Origin of the sequence: Pseudescherichia sp. L3 (assembly GCF_024656065.1) — a bacterium.
Classification (GTDB): Bacteria; Pseudomonadota; Gammaproteobacteria; order Enterobacterales; family Enterobacteriaceae; genus Pseudescherichia.
The window spans coordinates 226,168-243,777 of record NZ_JANKYC010000001.1 but is presented as its reverse complement, the minus strand read 5'-3'; the positions used below and the strand labels follow the sequence as shown (position 1 = coordinate 243,777).

The 17,610-nt window shown below is 52.3% G+C and carries 17 protein-coding genes; 13 read left to right on the top strand and 4 right to left on the bottom strand.

Annotated features, from left to right (window positions below):
- Positions 1 to 2 precede the first annotated feature (2 nt).
- Genes NR795_RS01195 through NR795_RS01180 form a run of 4 tightly spaced genes read left to right on the top strand, consistent with a single transcriptional unit; the run spans position 3 to position 2,983 of the window.
- Positions 3 to 1,211 carry a SpoIIE family protein phosphatase gene (locus NR795_RS01195; protein ID WP_257756789.1) on the top strand — a complete coding sequence of 403 codons (1,209 nt, stop codon included), beginning with the start codon at positions 3 to 5 and terminating at the stop codon, positions 1,209 to 1,211.
- An 8-nt stretch (positions 1,212 to 1,219) separates the two neighbouring features.
- Complete coding sequence (locus tag NR795_RS01190; protein WP_222126322.1) at positions 1,220 to 1,801, top strand: SiaB family protein kinase; 582 nt, start codon at positions 1,220 to 1,222, stop codon at positions 1,799 to 1,801.
- A complete protein-coding gene (locus tag NR795_RS01185; RefSeq protein ID WP_144813986.1) occupies positions 1,794 to 2,210 on the top strand; it encodes a DUF1987 domain-containing protein in 417 nt (138 codons plus the stop codon). The genes NR795_RS01190 and NR795_RS01185 overlap by 8 nt, the downstream gene beginning before the upstream one ends.
- A complete protein-coding gene (locus NR795_RS01180) occupies positions 2,204 to 2,983 on the top strand; it encodes a GGDEF domain-containing protein (protein ID WP_144813988.1) in 780 nt (259 codons plus the stop codon). The genes NR795_RS01185 and NR795_RS01180 overlap by 7 nt, the downstream gene beginning before the upstream one ends.
- A gap of 47 nt (positions 2,984 to 3,030) precedes the next feature.
- On the opposite strand, the gene NR795_RS01175 is transcribed toward NR795_RS01180, so the two are convergent.
- Both NR795_RS01175 and NR795_RS01170 read right to left on the bottom strand, forming a co-directional pair.
- A complete protein-coding gene (locus NR795_RS01175; RefSeq protein WP_257756788.1) occupies positions 3,031 to 3,468 on the bottom strand; it encodes a hypothetical protein in 438 nt (145 codons plus the stop codon).
- Between the two features lie 256 nt (positions 3,469 to 3,724).
- A complete protein-coding gene (locus NR795_RS01170) occupies positions 3,725 to 4,240 on the bottom strand; it encodes a cupin domain-containing protein (RefSeq protein WP_257756787.1) in 516 nt (171 codons plus the stop codon).
- A gap of 181 nt (positions 4,241 to 4,421) precedes the next feature.
- Between NR795_RS01170 and NR795_RS01165 the strand changes: the two genes are divergently transcribed.
- From NR795_RS01165 to NR795_RS01125, 9 genes are all read left to right on the top strand, one after another.
- The gene (locus tag NR795_RS01165; RefSeq protein WP_257756786.1) at positions 4,422 to 5,531 is read left to right on the top strand and encodes an AI-2E family transporter; all 1,110 of its coding nucleotides are present in this window, start codon (positions 4,422 to 4,424) and stop codon (positions 5,529 to 5,531) included.
- 123 nt (positions 5,532 to 5,654) lie between these two features.
- Complete coding sequence (locus NR795_RS01160) at positions 5,655 to 5,885, top strand: hypothetical protein (RefSeq protein ID WP_144814000.1); 231 nt, start codon at positions 5,655 to 5,657, stop codon at positions 5,883 to 5,885.
- Between the two features lie 260 nt (positions 5,886 to 6,145).
- The gene (gene yehD, locus NR795_RS01155; RefSeq protein ID WP_144814002.1) at positions 6,146 to 6,691 is read left to right on the top strand and encodes a fimbrial protein YehD; all 546 of its coding nucleotides are present in this window, start codon (positions 6,146 to 6,148) and stop codon (positions 6,689 to 6,691) included.
- A gap of 50 nt (positions 6,692 to 6,741) precedes the next feature.
- Positions 6,742 to 7,419: a fimbria/pilus periplasmic chaperone gene (locus NR795_RS01150; RefSeq protein WP_257756784.1), complete on the top strand. Its 678-nt coding sequence runs from the start codon at positions 6,742 to 6,744 to the stop codon at positions 7,417 to 7,419.
- A gap of 17 nt (positions 7,420 to 7,436) precedes the next feature.
- A complete protein-coding gene (locus NR795_RS01145) occupies positions 7,437 to 9,923 on the top strand; it encodes a fimbrial biogenesis outer membrane usher protein (protein WP_257756783.1) in 2,487 nt (828 codons plus the stop codon).
- An 11-nt stretch (positions 9,924 to 9,934) separates the two neighbouring features.
- Complete coding sequence (locus NR795_RS01140; RefSeq protein ID WP_257756782.1) at positions 9,935 to 10,951, top strand: hypothetical protein; 1,017 nt, start codon at positions 9,935 to 9,937, stop codon at positions 10,949 to 10,951.
- Between the two features lie 69 nt (positions 10,952 to 11,020).
- On the top strand, positions 11,021 to 12,061 hold the full coding sequence (locus NR795_RS01135) for an NAD(P)H-quinone oxidoreductase (protein ID WP_144814010.1): 1,041 nt from the start codon (positions 11,021 to 11,023) through the stop codon (positions 12,059 to 12,061).
- A gap of 31 nt (positions 12,062 to 12,092) precedes the next feature.
- On the top strand, positions 12,093 to 13,001 hold the full coding sequence (locus NR795_RS01130) for a LysR family transcriptional regulator (protein ID WP_257756781.1): 909 nt from the start codon (positions 12,093 to 12,095) through the stop codon (positions 12,999 to 13,001).
- Between the two features lie 97 nt (positions 13,002 to 13,098).
- Positions 13,099 to 14,460, top strand: a complete 1,362-nt coding sequence (locus NR795_RS01125; protein WP_257756780.1) for an HdeD family acid-resistance protein — start codon at positions 13,099 to 13,101, stop codon at positions 14,458 to 14,460.
- Between the two features lie 19 nt (positions 14,461 to 14,479).
- On the opposite strand, the gene NR795_RS01120 is transcribed toward NR795_RS01125, so the two are convergent.
- The gene (locus tag NR795_RS01120; protein WP_257756779.1) at positions 14,480 to 16,348 is read right to left on the bottom strand and encodes an SGNH/GDSL hydrolase family protein; all 1,869 of its coding nucleotides are present in this window, start codon (positions 16,346 to 16,348) and stop codon (positions 14,480 to 14,482) included.
- 246 nt (positions 16,349 to 16,594) lie between these two features.
- Positions 16,595 to 17,551, bottom strand: coding sequence for a UV damage endonuclease UvsE (locus NR795_RS01115; protein WP_257756778.1), 957 nt, complete (start codon positions 17,549 to 17,551; stop codon positions 16,595 to 16,597).
- Between the last annotated feature and the right edge of the window lie 59 nt (positions 17,552 to 17,610).

Genomic DNA, 17,610 nt, shown 5'->3' with positions numbered 1-17,610 from the left:
CCATGGAAATCCCTCTCTCCTCGCGCCAGTTAAACGCAGGCATGTTGCGCATCGCAGTACCGCACGTGACGCCCGAATCCAATAATCAGCAGGTGATGGCGCTCTTTAGCGAACACAAGACGCTGATCGGCCTGCCGGTGCTGGAAAACAGTCGCCCGCTCGGCATGATCAACCGCCATATTTTTCTCTCCCAGATGAGCCGCCCTTTCTTTCATGAGCTCTACGATCAAAAGAGCTGCATCGCCTTTATGGATAAGACGCCGCTGATCGTCGAGGCCAGCGCCGGGCTGGAGTATCTCGCTGAGCGGGTCATCGAAACCGGCGATAAGGCGGTGACCGAAGGCTTCATCCTGACCGATGAGGGGCACTATCTGGGGATTGGCCTGGGCATCGACCTGATTAAAACGGTCTCCGATCTGCAGGCCAAACAGCATTTTCAGATCATGCAGAGTATCGAGTATGCGCGGGTGATCCAGGAGTCGATGCTGAGCCGCTCCCGGCAGGGTATTGAAGAGAGCCTTAAAGAGTGGTGCCTCTACTGGCAGCCGCGAGACTGCGTGGGCGGCGACATCTATGCTTTTCAACGCGATGAGAACGGCTGGCTGGTGGTAATTGCCGACTGCACCGGACACGGCGTGCCCGGCGCGTTTATGACCTTTATTTTCGCCTCGGCGCTGGAGAAAGCCCTCTCTCTGGCCCCGGCGAATGAGCCAGAGCGCCTGCTGGCGATCGTCAATCGGCACATCAAGCAGACCCTGAGCCAGCTGCATCCCAGCGCCGACCTGAACCAGTCTAATGACGGCTGCGATGCCATCGCAGTGTATGCCGACCGCGTTAACGCGCAGCTGATCTGGGCTAACGCCCGAATGCACGCCTTTATGCTGGGAGCAGAGGATGAAGAGGTCAGCGTACTTGAGGCTGACAGAAAAGGCCTCGGCTATACCGATACGCCTGCCGACCAGCAGTGGCGTCGCTATCAGCGCCCGTTACAGGCGGGCGACCAGGTGATGGTGGTTACCGACGGCGTAACGGATCAGATTGGCGGCGAGCGCAGCATTATGTTTGGTAAGAAACGCATTCAGTCCCTGTTATTACAAAATCGTACTTTGCCGATGAGCGCTCTCTCTGGCGCGCTGCTGGAGGGCCTTCAGGCCTGGCAAGGTCAGGAAGCGTCGCGTGATGACATGACGTGGTTTGGTTTTCGCTGGTGAAAAAAAATATGAAATTAAGTGACCTGCAGGTCAAAGACGCGGTGCTGCTGCCGTTGATCACATTACAAAGGCAAAGCGCGGTAGAGCTGTTTTATACCGGCTATTTTTCGCAACAGCATATTGTGGCGATGGGTGACGTGGTGCGGGCATGGCTGGATAAGCACGAGTCTTCGCTACCGCTGCGCCGTCGGCTCTTCTCGGTCTTTATTGAGATGGGCCAGAACATTGTGCGCTACTCCAGCGACGAGCGCTACATCGGCACAGATAACGAGGAGCTGCGCTTTGGCTCACTCTGTCTGCACACCGATCACGCTAACTACTATCTCGAAACCGCTAATCTGGTGGGGTATGAGGCCTCCTCGCTGCTGCAAAACAACCTCGACGTGTTGCGCACGATGACCCAGGCCGAAATCAAGCAGGCCTGGAAACAGAACTTACGCAGTGAAGCACCCGCGACCAGTAAAGGGGCCAACATTGGCCTGTTGACCATGGCGCGAGATACCAGCGAACCGCTGGAGTACCGCATTCATCCTCTGGCGGCGAGTTCGCTGTCCGCATTCCACTTAAAGGCCACCTTTTGCCATGACTGATACCACACTGCCTACCGTGATTGTGCTTGCAGCAACCTCTGCCACACCGGAAGTGAATTTTGATTTCCCGGCGCATCGTCTGGTGCTAAAAGGTGAGGCCTACCCGGAAAACGCCGCCGCCTTCTTCCGCCCGCTGTTGCAGGCCGTTGAGAGCTGGCTAGAGGAGATCCCTGCTGAATCGGCTCCGCTACAGCTGCACGTTGCGCTGAGCTACTTTAACAGCTCCAGCACCAAGCTTCTCTTCGAGTTCTTTGAGTCCCTGAACGGTTTTGCAAAACGCGGCAAAGCCTGCGAGCTGCACTGGTATTACGATGCCGATGACGATATTTCGGAAGAGTTTGGCCAGGAAGTCAGTCTTGATTTCCCGGCGCTTGCCGTCTTTTTAACGCCGGACCTTAACGCATGTTAGATATCAACGAGCTATTCCAGGAAGAGTATGCCGTACTGGAGGACGCCCGGGTCGCCGCCGCCGATGCGCGGCTGCCCGCCGAAGAGTGCCGCGAAAAGCTATGGACGGTGGCAAAGCACTATCAGCGGCTCATCCGCCAGTCTTACCGTCTGATCTCCCGCAGCGATCGCGCCGAACGTGAACTTACGCGCATGAACGATGAGCTACAAAAGCTGGCGGCTCGTCTGGAATATGAAGCGACCCACGATCCCCTCACCGCCGTTTATAACCGCAGCGCGATCATTAACCATATCAATCACGCCCTGACGCAGGGCAACGTGGCGCTGATCCTGCTGGATATCGATCACTTCAAGCGCATTAACGACGAATATGGCCACCCGATGGGTGATAAAGTGATCTGCTCGCTGGTGTCGCGCATACGTCATGCCCTCCCCGCGCAGGCCTCCATTGGCCGCGTAGGTGGTGAAGAGTTTACTATTCTGTTACCCCATGCCCGGCTGGAAGAGGCGATAATTATTGCCCGTTATATTCACGCGTCGCTAAGTGCCTCCCCGCTGGACTGTCTGCCCCAGCAATATGTTACGGCCAGCTTTGGCGTAAGCCTTGGCGTGCGCCAAAGCGATTTTGAAGCCCTATATAGCGCAGCCGACGTCGCACTCTATACCGCCAAAAAACGTGGCCGTAATCAGGTTGCGCTACATGAGTCACTATTTCGTCCGGAACGTAAACCGGCTGTTTTTGTATCAGTAAATGAAAGCCTGCGTGCGGGATAACCCCGCAGGCAAAATATATTATATTTTAAAAGCGTTGCGTGTGTTACTCAGCAGGTAATGTCCCGGCGATTACGATAAACTAATTTTATCGGGCGAATAATCGAATAATCACGCGCAATAAATTCATTGGTGGTGAGATAACGCTCCTCATCATTCTCGTCAACCAACCGCCAGAGCGCGGTAAGCGCATCATAGCCAAGCACCTTCTCGCCTGCAGGGGTCTCTACCCGGTATTCACCAGACTGCAGATAGCCTGAAGAAAACTGCAGATGCTTTCCAGGCTCGCCTTTAATAACATGTTCAATTTTTCTGAACCCAACAGGTACTAAATGAAAGCTATAAAAGGGCAAGTTATTAATTTTCAAGTTAGAAAAAGTTGATATAACTTCGTTCTCTCTTGTTAATACTACCTCTTTAAGAGTAACTGTCGACGAGGGTAAAAGTTCCGGGAACAGGCATTCCACTTTGAAATAGATTATTTGCATACATGCCTCTGGCTATCATACTTTGTTATGAATACTTATATATCACATACCTTTTATAGCGTATCCGGCAGCAAAGAACATTACTTTCAGAATATATCGATCCCAAGCGAGTGATAATTACACAGATTTACGTTTGTAAAGCGTTAATTATTAAATATGCAGATAAATTTTGTGATTTTATTAGCAAAAACAACCTGACGTCGCCCCGGCATTTTTCAGTAGACGAAATATGTCATTACTAATATGTTAGCGCTGCTTAAATATATACCCAGTTTTTAATAAGCGGCCCTTTTTCACCGTATACCGGATCGCAATGTGGAAAAGGCGCATTGGCAATAGCCGCCAGCATTTCTGCAGTGGGTGCCCCGCGACACAGATCAAACTGTTGCTCGGGTGGATAGCCCCCTACTACCGTGAAATCGTCGCTGCAGTGAAGATTGCAGTGGCCCGTCCCGGCGGGCAGCAGCACAATATCGCCGCCGCGTACAACCACCTGCTCTCCTTCCGGGCCGCCGAGCATAAGCCGGGCCTCGCCGTGCGCAATGGCCAATACCTCATGGGCATTGCTGTGGTAGTGGTGGTAAGGATAAATGCCATCAACCCACTGTGCGGGCCAGCCGTTTCTTTCAAACAGCGTCTGCGCCGTTGCAACGGCATTTTCGTCAGCTGTAAAAATTTGGCGGTAAATAAGCACAGGTAAACGCGGGTTATTTGGCACCCAGTCATTAGCAGCCAATAGCAGAACAGAGGTTGAGTCGTTTACATCCGGCATAGTCTCTCTTCCAGAAAAAGAGGAGGGTTATTTTAGCGTAGCCACTTCTGTTATCCCCTGCCAGAAATGCGCCATTAATGCCAGCGATGGACATAACGGCCTCTGTTGCAGAGCCGAAAATGGTAATCTGTCCAGTACCTTCTATATTTCGAGAAGTGCATCACATACCGGAGAAGTAGATATGAGATTTAAGGGATTAACTAAAGGCTTTTTCATCCTGATATTGCTGGTGGTTACGCTGGCGTTTTTTGACATCATCACCCCCTACTACTCGGCCATCTTATGGGCGGCCATACTGGCGGTCATCTTCCAACCGCTCAAAAACCGACTGCGGGACAGGATCGCCGGGCGCAACGGGATTGCCTCCCTGCTGACGGTGCTGATTATCTGCCTTATTGTCTTTACGCCATTAGCGATCATCCTCTCCTCGCTGGCGTTTGAGGCCAATACGGTTTACACCAAGCTCCAGGACAACAATACCCAGTTCCCGGTCGTGGTTGCCGATCTCATCGCCCATCTTCCCGGCTGGGCCCAGCAGTTCCTGGCCGATCACGACCTGAATAACGCCACGCAGATCCAGCAACAGCTGTCGCAGGTCGCGTTAAAAAGCGGACAGTACCTTGCCGGCAGCGCGTTTCTGATCGGTAAGAGCACCTTCAGCTTTACCATTAACTTTGGCGTTATGCTCTACCTGCTCTTTTTCCTGCTGAAAGATGGACCGTATATTGTCAACCAGGCGCTGGAGTCGCTGCCTCTGTCGCGTTATGTAAAGCATCACCTGTTTGCTAAGTTTGCCGCCGTCTCCCGCGCGACGGTAAAGGGTACGGTGGTGATTGGCGTGATACAGGGCATCCTTGGCGGTATCGGCTTCTGGATTGCCGGCATCGACGGCAGCGTACTGTGGGGCGCGCTCATGGCCTTCCTGTCGCTGGTCCCTGCGGTGGGCTCAGCGATTATTTGGGTGCCTGCGGCCATCTTCCTGTTTGCTACCAGCCAGATCTGGCAGGGCTTCTTCCTGGTTGGCTTCTTTGTGATTATCGTTGGGCTGGTAGATAACCTGCTGCGCCCGGTGCTGGTCGGTAAAGATACAAAAATGCCCGACTATCTGGTGCTTATCTCTACCCTGGGTGGCCTTGAGATCTACGGTATTAACGGTTTTGTGATCGGGCCGTTGATTGCAGCCCTGTTCCTGGCCTGCTGGAATTTGCTCTCCGGGAAAGATCATCAGGGCAACGCCGACGAGCTGGACGATGAGTTTATTGAGGAGGGGCGACAGCCGCCTGAATCTTAATCCTTTCCTGCGGCCAGGCGGTGTCTGGCCGTGACAAATTTTGCCACTTTTCAGCATACGTTGACCTGGAATAAAAAACGCTCTATTTTGGAATTCCCTGCCTTTTGATGTGGTCCCACATTTATGAAAATAGTTCTGACATTGGTTGCCTCTGCGCTCCTTGCCTGCACGTTTAACGCTCAAGCGTCGGATACCGCTACGCTCTCTATTTCGGGTATGGTTCTCCCGTCTGCCTTTACCATGAATACCGTTAAGCCTGACGGCCAGTCTGCCGTAAAACGTGGCACCTCTACCCGGGTTGTCACGTTGCCCGGCGATGAACACCGAAAAGTGGTGATTACCGCCTGGGATTAACCTCTTCAGCAATATATTTCTCCTGACGGGCTGTTTTCCTCCAGCCCGACTTAATATATCCATCAGTTAATTACAGTTATTTATTATGTGAATGAATAAATCCACACTAATATAATCACGCCAAATATATTAAGTCTTATAAATTGTTTTGCATCAAAAAAAAACCTCATTTACGTTGCTGATGGTAATTATGTGTGTAACTGTAACGCCAGCAGAAACAACTGCCTTTTATCCAGGATTAATAAATTAAGGGAAATAAAATGAAAAGAACGCTTATTACCGCTGCCATTTTAGCTGCCTCGTGCGCTGCTCCCGCTGCATTTGCGGCAGATACCGATGCAGGTACACTAACTATTAATGGCGTTATCAAAGGCACCACCTGCCACTTTGAGTCAGGAGCGCAAACGGCGCACATTAATATGCAGCAGATAGGCACAGACTCGCTGGAAGCGTTGACTCAGGGTGTAGCTTATGATGGCTATCAAAATAAAACCGCCACCTCTTTCAAAGTTAAATGCGCTGCCGGCACTGAGGCACCCAAGCTTAAATTTCTTGCCGACCAGTTTGATGTTACCGGTGCAAATAGCGTAACGAAAAACCAGGGTGATGCAGCTGGCGTCGGCTATGCGCTGTTAATCAACGGTCAACGCATTGACAGCGACGGTAGCACCGCTATTGCCAACGCTAAAAATGATAACGGCGAATATACTTTTGATATCGCAGCCCAGTATGCTCGAGCGTCCGGCGAACAGGTGACGGCTGGTAGCGTCAACTCTACCGTTACCCTTACCGTCGTAGTGGACTAACGCTTACCCCCGGCAGCCTCTGCCGGGTTTTTCGCTGCGGAGAGAGAATAATGAAAAGGATTTTTGCCGCCCTGCTGGCCGTGACGGCGCTGCCTGCATGGAGCGGGGTCTATATTTATGGGACACGGGTTATCTACCCGGCAGCGCAGAAGGAGGTCACCGTTCAGCTAATGAACCAGGGCGATCGCGGCGCGCTGGTACAGGCCTGGGTTGATGATGGCGATACGCAAACGCCGCCGGAGAAGCTGCAGGTCCCCTTCCTTGTGACGCCCCCTGTGGTTAAGGTTAACGCCAATACCGGGCAGCAGCTAAAGATTAAGCTAACAAAAGCTCACTTACCCCAGGATCGCGAGTCGCTATACTATCTCAACGTTCTTGATATTCCACCCAACGACGCCAACGGCGATCGGGCAAATACGTTAAAATTCGCTCTACAGAATCGAATAAAGCTTATCTACCGCCCAACGGGCCTGCCCGGCGTAAATAAAGAGACATTCTCCCGAATCCATATAAAAAAGGACGGGAACGGGCTGCGCATTGAAAACAACTCAGCCAACTGGTTAACGCTTGCCAATATTAGCGGCACGACCAAAATAAATAAAGAGACCTTGGTACTGGCACCCCATGCAAATTTAAATATACCCGCTGCGCCTGCCGCCGATAAGTATACTGTTACGCTAATTGACGATTACGGCAACTATCTTAGCGAAAATATTAAAAGCAATTAACAGCCCGGGAAGCCGCCATGCATAAACTTAACCTCATTACGCTGGGGATCGTCTCCTCATTGCTTTTGCATATCCTTTCTGCCCGGGCTGAAACCTTTGATACTCATTTTTTACATGGGGGATTAAAGGGTGAGAAAACCGCTGATTTACAGCTTGATGGCGATCGTCCCCTGCCCGGAACGTACGATCTGGATATATATCTTAATGATGAGTGGCGGGGTCGCTACAGCGTAGTGGTCGCAGACGATCCCGATCAAACCTGTTTATCCGTTGCCGAGCTGCAGCAGATAGGTATTAAAACCGAGGCCTTTAAACATCGTCACTCAGAAGAGTGCCTGACGCTTAATGAGGCCGTGCAGGGCGGCAGCGTCAATTACGATATCAGTCAGCTTGCGCTCAAGCTCACCGTTCCCCATGCCTGGGTTAGCTCTCACGAGCGTGGCTATATGCCGCCGGAAACCTGGGATCGTGGGATTAATGCCCTCTACACCTCCTACTACGCCAGCCAGTACTATAGCGACTACAAACAGAACGGCAGCAGTAAGAGCCGATATATTAATTTTAACAGCGGCCTGAACCTCGTGGGTTTCCAGCTGCACTCCAGCGCAAACTACACCAAAGCCGACGATGCGCAGGGCAAGTGGAAAAGCAATACGCTCTATCTGGAGCGCGCTATTCCCGGGATGCTCAGCACCGCCCGCGCAGGGGACATGTACACCGATGGCGAGCTGTTTGACTCAGTGCGTTTTAACGGCGTCAGGCTCTGGCGCGATATGCAGATGCTGCCCAACTCAAAGCAAAACTTCACGCCAGTGGTAAGAGGGATAGCCCAGAGTAACGCCCTTGTTACCGTTGAGCAGAACGGTTTTGTGGTCTACCAGAGCGACGTTCCTCCCGGCCCGTTTGCTATTGATGACTTACAGCTGGCGGGCGGTGGCGCTGATTTAGACGTTACCGTGAAAGAGGCAGATGGCAGCTCGACGCACTATCTTGTGCCCTACTCCAGCGTGCCAAAAATGCTCCAGCCAGGCGTGGTAAAATATGACGTTGCCGCCGGGCGTAGCCATATTGAGGGGGCCAGCGATCAGGCCGACTTTATGCAGGGAAGCTGGCAGTATGGCGTTAATAATTTGCTGACGCTCTACACCGGCACGATGTTATCGAACGATTACAACGCCTTTCTGCTGGGCACCGGCTGGAATACCCGTCTTGGCGCCGTCTCCCTGGACGTCACCCGCTCCCACAGCAGCCAGGATGACGGTGCAACCTATGACGGCCAGAGCTACCAGTTAACCTGGAGTAAATATCTCTCTCCCACCGGCACACAGCTATCGATGGCCGCCTGGCGGTTCTCCTCTAAGGACTACCGCACCTTTAACGATCACGTCTGGGCAAACAATAAAAATAGCTACCACCGTGACGATGACGATGTGTATGACATTACCGACTACTACCAAAACGACTTTGGCCGTAAAAATAGCGTTTCGCTGGCCGTTAACCAGGCGCTGCCCGCGGGCTGGGGCTCGCTTTCCGGCAGCGCCTTGTGGCGTGACTACTGGCAGCGAGGAGGAACGCGAAATGACGTCCAGCTAAGCTATTCGAACAGCTGGTCACGTGTAACTTATACCCTTTCTGCTAGCCAGTCCTATGATGAGGATGACCGGGAGGATAAACGGTTTAATATCTACTTCTCGATTCCCTTCTCGTGGGGGGATGGTATCACCACGCCACGGCGTGACCTGTACGTCTCTAACAGCACCACCTTTGGTAATGATGGCTACCAGTCGAACAACACCAATATTAACGGCATTGCGGGCGACAGGGATCAGTTTAACTACGGCGTGAACCTGAGCCACCAGCGGCAGGATAATGAAACCGCTGCCGGGGCGAACCTCACCTGGCACGCGCCGTTTGCCACTCTGGACGGTAGCTATAGTCACTCTAACCGTTACAGCCAGGCCAGCGGCAGCATTCAGGGCGGCGTAGTTGCCTGGGGCGGCGGGGTTGACCTGACCCACTCTCTTACCGAGACCTTCGCCATCATTGATGCGCCGGGACTGGAAGGGGCTGCCGTACAGGGAAATCGGCACCACACCACTAGCGGCCAGGGCAGAGCGATCTACAGCGGCTTAACCCCCTACCGTGAAAACACGCTGCAGCTTGATACCAGCCATTCCGGGAGTGACGTGGCGTTAAACGGCAACCGCAAAGGCGTGGTGCCTTACCGCGGCGCGGTGGTGCTGGCTAAGTTTGAGACCGACAGCCGTAAGCCGTGGTTTTTCCAGGCCAGACGCCCGGATGGTTCCCCGCTGACCTTTGGTTATGAAGTCGAGGATGAGTCCGGCCAGAACGTGGGCATGGTTGCCCAAGGGAGCCAGCTGTTCATTCGCACCGATAGCGTGCCGCGCTCTGTGCATGTGGCGACTAATAAGCAGCAGGGCCTCTCTTGCACCATCACATTCGATAAAACAATCGACGAAAGCAAAGTTTATACTTGCCGCTAGAAGGGATCACTATGCGTATTTTACTGGCACTTATTACGGTGTTTGCTGTTTTTCAGGCTCAGGCATATTGTTATATAGAAGGAAATGAAAAGAAGCCGAGCGTTACTTCAGAAACCATCATTCTTGATCTGAATGCAGGCTCTGCTTCAAAAGAAAGCTATATAAATCTGGCTGGTAGCAGTCCGAATTTTAAATGCATGGCTGGCAGCTGGACATCAAATACTTTTAATTTATCCACAGCAAATAACAACGCCTATTTCTACAGAATAAAAGATTCTATCCATAACATTGTAGTGAAAATAACATTAAAAGCTGGCACACCAATTAAATCCAATGAGTTTAAAGGTGAAACCTATCCTCACACTCCCTATAGTGCTACAGAGCTTAACGCCGTATTTAAATATATACTAACATACAGCATACTCAGTAATTACACAGGAGCCGTTACAGATTCAATTGATATTAACACGCCATTTGAATTAATTAACTATATGATTGTAAAGCCAACACCTTGTGATTTAATATCCTGCCTGGGTGGAAATAACAATACTTCACATGAGTACCACAACCGAATTAAGGTGCTCGCTAAATTCACTCCTACCACCTGTAAATTAAAAAGCAAGGAGATCTCCGCGCCGAGTATTAGCTACCATGAAATTGCCAGCAACGTGTTTGCTCCTCCCACAACGCAGCAGCCGGAAATAGAGTGCAGCAATGAAACCACTGTGGCGACCAGTAATATTCACTATCACTTTGAAGCCATCAGCTCGCTCAGCGGGAAAACGTTGCAGAACGAGCTAGGAGCAGAACCTGGAAGCGCAGGAGAGATCGGTTTTGAGTTAAAGAATAATGGTCAGGATATTACTTTTCAGCCCACACAAAAATTCACTCTTGCGAGCCGGGGGAGCACGTTACGGAACAACTCAACTTTTCCACTCAATCTCCAACTCCGCTATGCGCGCTACGGTAACAAGGTATTCGCTGGCAAGGTGCAGAGCAAAGCCAAAGTCGTGGTGGATTACGATTAAGAGCAAGCGATAACAAACTCACCTGTGGTTCTTGAACCATAATGAGGTAAAAGACCACAGGAGAAAACGATGTCCGAACAAGCCTATACCATTCCTGACACCATGACCGCGATTGACATTACCCAGCCCGGCGGCCCGGAAGTTCTGCAGGCGACAACGCGCCCTGTGCCACGGCCGCAGGCAAACGAGGTGCTGATCCGCACCGTTGCCGCAGGGGTAAACGGTCCGGACGTTTTGCAGCGTAAGGGCCAGTATGCGCCACCGCCGGGGGCGTCTGATATCCCAGGCCTGGAGGTGTCGGGCGTAGTGGTTGCCGTTGGCGCTGAAGTGCAAAGTTTCACGCCAGGGGACCGCGTTGCGGCGCTGATTACCGGCGGCGGCTATGCCGAATATTGTACTGCCCATGAGAGTAACACCCTGCCGCTGCCGTCCGGGCTGAACTTTGTCGAAGCGGCAGCGCTGCCTGAGACCTTTATGACGGTCTGGCTGAATATGTTCCAGCGCGGCCAGTTTAAAGCCGGCGACATCATTCTGATCCACGGCGGTGCGTCCGGCATTGGCACCACGGCAACCATGCTGGCGAAGGCCTTTGGCGCCGCGAAAATCATCACTACCGTAGGCTCTGACGAGCACCGCCAGGCCAGCCTGAAGCTGGGCGCGGACGTCGCCGTACTCTACAAAGAGGAGGACTTTGTCGAGATTGTGAAAGAGGTGACTGACGGACATGGGGCAGACATTATCCTCGACATCATTGCGGGAGACTATGTCGCGCGAAACTATGAGGCAGCGGCGATGCACGGGCGCATCGTGCAGATTAGCGTGCTCGCAGGCCCGGCTAAAGCGTTAAACCTGTTCCCGATGCTGACCAAGCAGCTGATGCATATTGGCTCTACCCTGCGCTCACGTTCGCCTGCTGCAAAGGCGGAGATCATTGAAGCGCTTAACGACAACGTCTGGCCGCTGATCGAAGCCGGGAAGCTGAAACCGCAAATCTACAAAACCTTCCCGCTAGCGGAAGCAGCCGATGCCCATCGGCTCCTCGATGAGGGGACGCACATCGGCAAAGTGGTGTTAATTGCGGATGAGGATGAAGCAGCGGACCGTATATAATCAGCCGTAATATGACAAACGGGGATTATAGATGGATCAGCTGGTGGCGATACGGGCCTTTGCCCGGGTAGTAGAGGCAGGTAACTTTACCCGGGCAGCGGATTCGCTGGAGATGCCCAATGCTACGGTCAGCAAGCTGATTCAGGATCTGGAGGCGCACCTTGGCGTGCGCCTCCTACAGCGCACGACCCGCCGCGTGACGGTCACCCCCGAGGGGCGCGACTACTACGAAAAGAGCGCCCGCATTTTGCGCGATCTGGAAGATATCGACACCTCCTTTAGCGCCGCCCGTGGTAAGCCACATGGCCTGCTGCGTATCGACATCGGCGGGTCTACCGCCCGTGACGTGCTCATTCCTATCCTTCCTGAGTTTATGACCCGCTATCCGGATATTCGCATCGATCTGGGGGTATCCGATCGCTCGGTGGATCTGATCAGCGATAACGTGGACTGCGTGATCCGCGGTGGCCCGCTGGAGAGTTCATCCCTCGTTGCGCGGCATATTGGCTCAGCAACGCTGATTACCTGCGCGACGCCAGCGTATTTGAAGACCTTCGGCACGCCCGCCTACCCGGATGAACTCAAAAACGGCCACCGGCTGGTGAGCTATCTCTCCCCACAAAACGGCAGGGCCTTCCCTTTTCGCTTCGAGCATAACGGCGAGAAAACGGACATTAAGGTCGATTATCGTATCGGCGTTAACGAGAGTAACGCGCATCTGGCCGCAGGCCTGGCGGGACTGGGCGTTATCCAGACCTTTAGCTATTCAATAGCTAACGCGCTGGCCAACGGCACGCTGGTGGAGATCCTCCAGCCGTGGCGGCCTGCACCCTATCCTTTTCACGTGGTCTATCCGCAGAGCCGTCACGTCACGCATCGGCTTCGGGTGTTTATCGACTGGCTGTTAGAGCGCTTTCCCCAGCGGGTAGCAGGAGCGTGATGCAGCCTCCAGCAGCGATTACAAAATAGACAATTCATTGCGCACGCAGCCAGTGCCCAGGTTATAAATAGGGAAAGTCTATTGCGGATGTGCGCCTATGATGCGGCTAACCCTGATCCTGCTTGGCATTGATTTTCTGCGCTCGCACTGGCGTGGACTGCGTCGTTTCGGCTGGGTGACGCTGATCGCGGGCATAGTGCTGTTTATCGACGCGCTGGACGGCGCACTCTTCTTCCCTATTGAGCTTTTTGCCTCGCTGCTGCTGTTTGAAGGCGGCGCGACGCTGATGGTGGCTCACAGCGGCATGGGAGGCCAGCGGATCCTGCGCTACGTCAAGGGCGCAGCGTTCTCACTTGCTGCGGTACTGATCCTCGCCGGGAACCACGATGGCAATTTCCTGCTGTCGATAATCTTTGGCCTGCTCTTCCTGTTTGACGGTGCGCTGCAGATCGCCTCTGCGGTTGTCGTCCGCTACCAACGCTGGCGGCCTGCGCTGTGGGGTGGGATCGTCGAGATCGTGCTGGCCCTGTTTTTCTTCCAACCCTGGCCCTCCAACTATGCCGGTACCGTTCCCTACTGTCTTGGCCTGGTGCTGGCCTTTGCTGGCTGGAACATGTTTATCCTCGCGAATCGCGTCAAGCGGGCCGCCGCTAACCCGGGTCTCAAGGGCGAAGAGTTTATGGCGGAGACGGATACGCCTCCCCCTGCCGTGGTGGAGTGGAGTGGCCCGCCGGACGACGATGAAAAAGCCTTGACCGTCCATGTCTGGACGCCGGTAGGCTCCGCCGCGAGCGAGGCCGTTCCGCGCCCGCTCATCAGCCGCTATATTGCCGCCGTGGATCGCAACGGCGTTATCTCTACCGGCCACGCCGCGTTGGAGTCTCCCGGTGGCATCTATATCAGCCTCTATCCGGCCGTACAGATTGACCGCTCGCCGGATGCCTTTGCCCGTACTCTGCGCGCCACGCCGGAGAACGACGTGCCGGGGCAGTTTCAGCCGGACTATGCCACGGAGTCTGTGCAATGGTGCCCCTCGACACGCAAGGTGCGCATTCGCAACTACAGCGAGGCGCGATTGGCTGCGTTCTGGGCGCACTATCGCAAGGATGAGTCCTATAATTTGACGCACCGAAACTGCTCCAGCACCGTGGCCCGAGCGCTGGAAGCGGCGCTGGAGGGTTCGGTCGGCAGGCTGTGGCAGGCGCGCGGATTCTGGATGGCGATGGGTAAGCTCATGTCCACCCCGGAGCTGTGGGTAGCGCTCCAGCTACGCAAGCGCGCAGAGACGATGGCATGGACGCCAGGGCTGGTGCTGGACTATGCCCGCGCCCTGAGCATGCTCGCCGACCCGCGCCCCACCGGCTGGTTCAATACGCTGGGCCGCACCCTAAAAAGAATGTTCCATCGTCGGGTTGCCTGGGAGAAAGGCGAAAGCGGCGAAGGGATGGAGGGGGAGTAATCGTATCCTGTAAGCACGCTTAAATCTCAAATGAAACACCATCCAAGGAAAGCATTGCACTTGCACTACCAAAGCCGAGATGTACTGTGCCGTCTGGCTCAATATCAAGCATACATAGCTTCCAGACGTCAGATTCAATAGAGGCAGTAGAGACTATTTTTTGCGCTGATGGTCGATATTCCGCAGGGAGAGTAAACAGAACGCCGGAATTTTTGGAACATGACAAGCGCCCCACCAGCGACACTATATTTCCCTTTCTTGTCACTAAAACGGGTGACTGTGCTGCAACTCCAACGCTAAATCCATTTATCGGCGTTGAGATTTCGACACTTTTAGGCCGCCAATCAAAAGCTTCAACCACAGGCTCAACAATAAGGGCGAGTCCCTTTGAACTGTAATGGTTTATGCCATTTCCGCCTTCCGGTAGCTTAGTGTTGGCAGTGCCGTCATCATGCCCCCAGATATCGCTATCGCGTGCTGTATACACACATTGTAAAAAGTTTCCAGCACACACAATAATTGATGCAAAAGGCCCGCTATTAGGTACGTCTGTGTACTCTACCGAAATAGGCATTTCGCCCCCGGTGCGAATCAGATTAAATGATATAACCTTATTTTTCCCAGCGAAAAGAGTAAACACATTATCTTGAACACTAATGTCCATCATAGTTCCTGGCACAATTAATGCTGATGTTTGAACGGTATAGTATGCATTGATATGATCGCCCTCACAGAAGGCGGTTATCTTGAGCTTCCCTTCACTATTAGTAAGATAGACGATATCCAGCTCCCCTATACCAACTTTCACGGCAAGTGTTTTATTGATAGGCCATGATGCAATGTCCCCTTTAAGGGAAAAATCCCGCACTATCAAAGAGGTATCTTTGATGTAAGATTGTTTATATATGTTTTTTTGCGCAAGGGGGATCCCAATGTAATCTCGCCCATCGCGTAGCAGACAGAATTGGCGGTTAATATCCAGGATTGAATAGCCATAAAATTTAGCATAGCTACGCGCATATCCGGCAGCCCAGTCACGGCCCTCCTGATAAATGGTCGCATAAAAACCACTTCCATTACACCATGTAGTAGAAATGGCCGGTACAGGATTAGTGATAAATAATAAGGAAGGGACTTTATCCCATTCATTTATTTTATTTACAACAGCATGTACTGCACCTGCATTAAAACCATTGGCATCATTCATACCGAACGCGAGAATGAGAAGATCAGGAGAGTCATTTCTTACATAGTCTAGCCAGTTTTTACTCGTATCTTCATACCATAGGGGAAAGCCAGTGGGTTTTGTATTAGCATTGAGCCAGGTTTGTCCGCCAATCGCTCTATTAGTAACAGTAATCTTTCTCCCATTGTTATCAGAAACAATCTTTCTGGTAATAATTGAAACCATACTATCCGCATTAGAGAGTGCATTAGGGCCATCGGTTGAAATACTGTCCCCCATAATAACGACGTTAGGCTTTTTAGCAAGATAAAACTGTGTCATGCCCGATTGGCATAGTCCATTACTGACTCTTACGTTCGTTGGAGCACCTAATGGAATAGATTCCCGACGATACAGTCCCTTTAACTGCCCGCCACCACAATAAAAAAACACCTCAGTTTTCTTCCGCACAGGAATATTTACATCATCAATTATAGCATCTTCATCTACAATGATAGCCCTGCCTTGCGCAATCGCATTATCGATCAGCTTATTCAGATTGATGGCATTATCGCGGGCAGAGCTTGAATAGTTGATATTATAAGAGGAAGTATATAATGGCATTATGCCGTTAGACTTACGCTTACTATAGCCTGCCTTTGCGCCTGTAGCAGTCACGGCGACCAAACCTATCAGTGATTTAAACAGTGCTCTTCTTTTCATGATTCTCTATCTATAAATTAACCCAAATTATTCACGTTGTGAATGATTAAGTAAACAGAAATAGAATGCGTTGATATCATTGTGTTTTGTAATAAAGTTATCGTTATATTATTAAGTAAATAGCTGGTCTGCCTTTGCCCATAGCAGAATCCCTGCGTATATTGCACAGGTTATTCTGTTTATTCTGGTGTTTATGTGCTATTACCCTAAATTTATATTTACGCGTTGCCTGGCATCATTGTCAGTTCATTTTGATAATACGTATTCATAGAGCCTGTCGCGGGCGAGGTTTTTCATCTTCACCTCACACATGATGTCGAAATCCGCAAACGACAGCGCCCAATCATTTAGCGTCGGGTTGAAGAAGAAATCTGAGTGCGCCCTGAGCTTGGTTTTTGGCACACCAAGGCTGCTCTGCTCCGGGAAGCCCTGCTCGGGGATAATCCCCTCCTGCGAGATGGAGTAGTGCATCACCGGCCTGACGTCCCGCCATGACGCCTTAACCAGCGCAATACGCGGGTCGTTGGGCTGGACAAACTCAGCCTCTTTCACCCAGTGATGATGAATATCCACCACGATGGGGCAGAGATCTTTCGCCTGTAGCACATCGTCCAGCGAGCAGGAGATCTCGTCGTTCTCAACGGTCAGCATCTGCCGGGCTTCTGGGCTGAGCCTGCCGAACGCGCTTTTGAAACCGGCAAATCCCGCTTTACCATTCATATGAATGTTGATTTTAAAATCCTGGAAGGTTTTGCCATAGCCCATCAGCGTGGCGCAAAGCGTATGGTACTCCACATCCTCCAGCGCGCGCTCCACGACCAGCACATTATCCGAGGCGAGAACCGAGTATTGTCCAGGGTGAAACGAGAGGCGGATGTCGTTAGCGCGGGCAAACTCCCCGCATTTGGTAAATAACGGATAGAGCTCTGGCAAGAACTCTTTATACAGCGCCGTGGCCTCGGGCACGGTATAGAGCGGCAGCAGATCGCTGCCGATGCGCATCATCCGCAGCGCGGGGGGCAGCTGCGCCAGCTCTTGAAAAAGCAGATAGAGGTTGGTCAGGTTGGTCGCTGATAGCGTGTAGATCAGCGTTGAGCGCGCTTCGCTCTCCAGACTCAAAAATCGTGTACGGGTGGTGGCTTTAAAGGGAAAGCGCTGCTTTAAATCCGGGTCCAGAAACTTACAAGCGAAGCCTAATTTCATGTGTCCTCCACAAGATATCCTTATGCGAGTGTAGCAGGCATTACCGTAGTCCTTCTGTT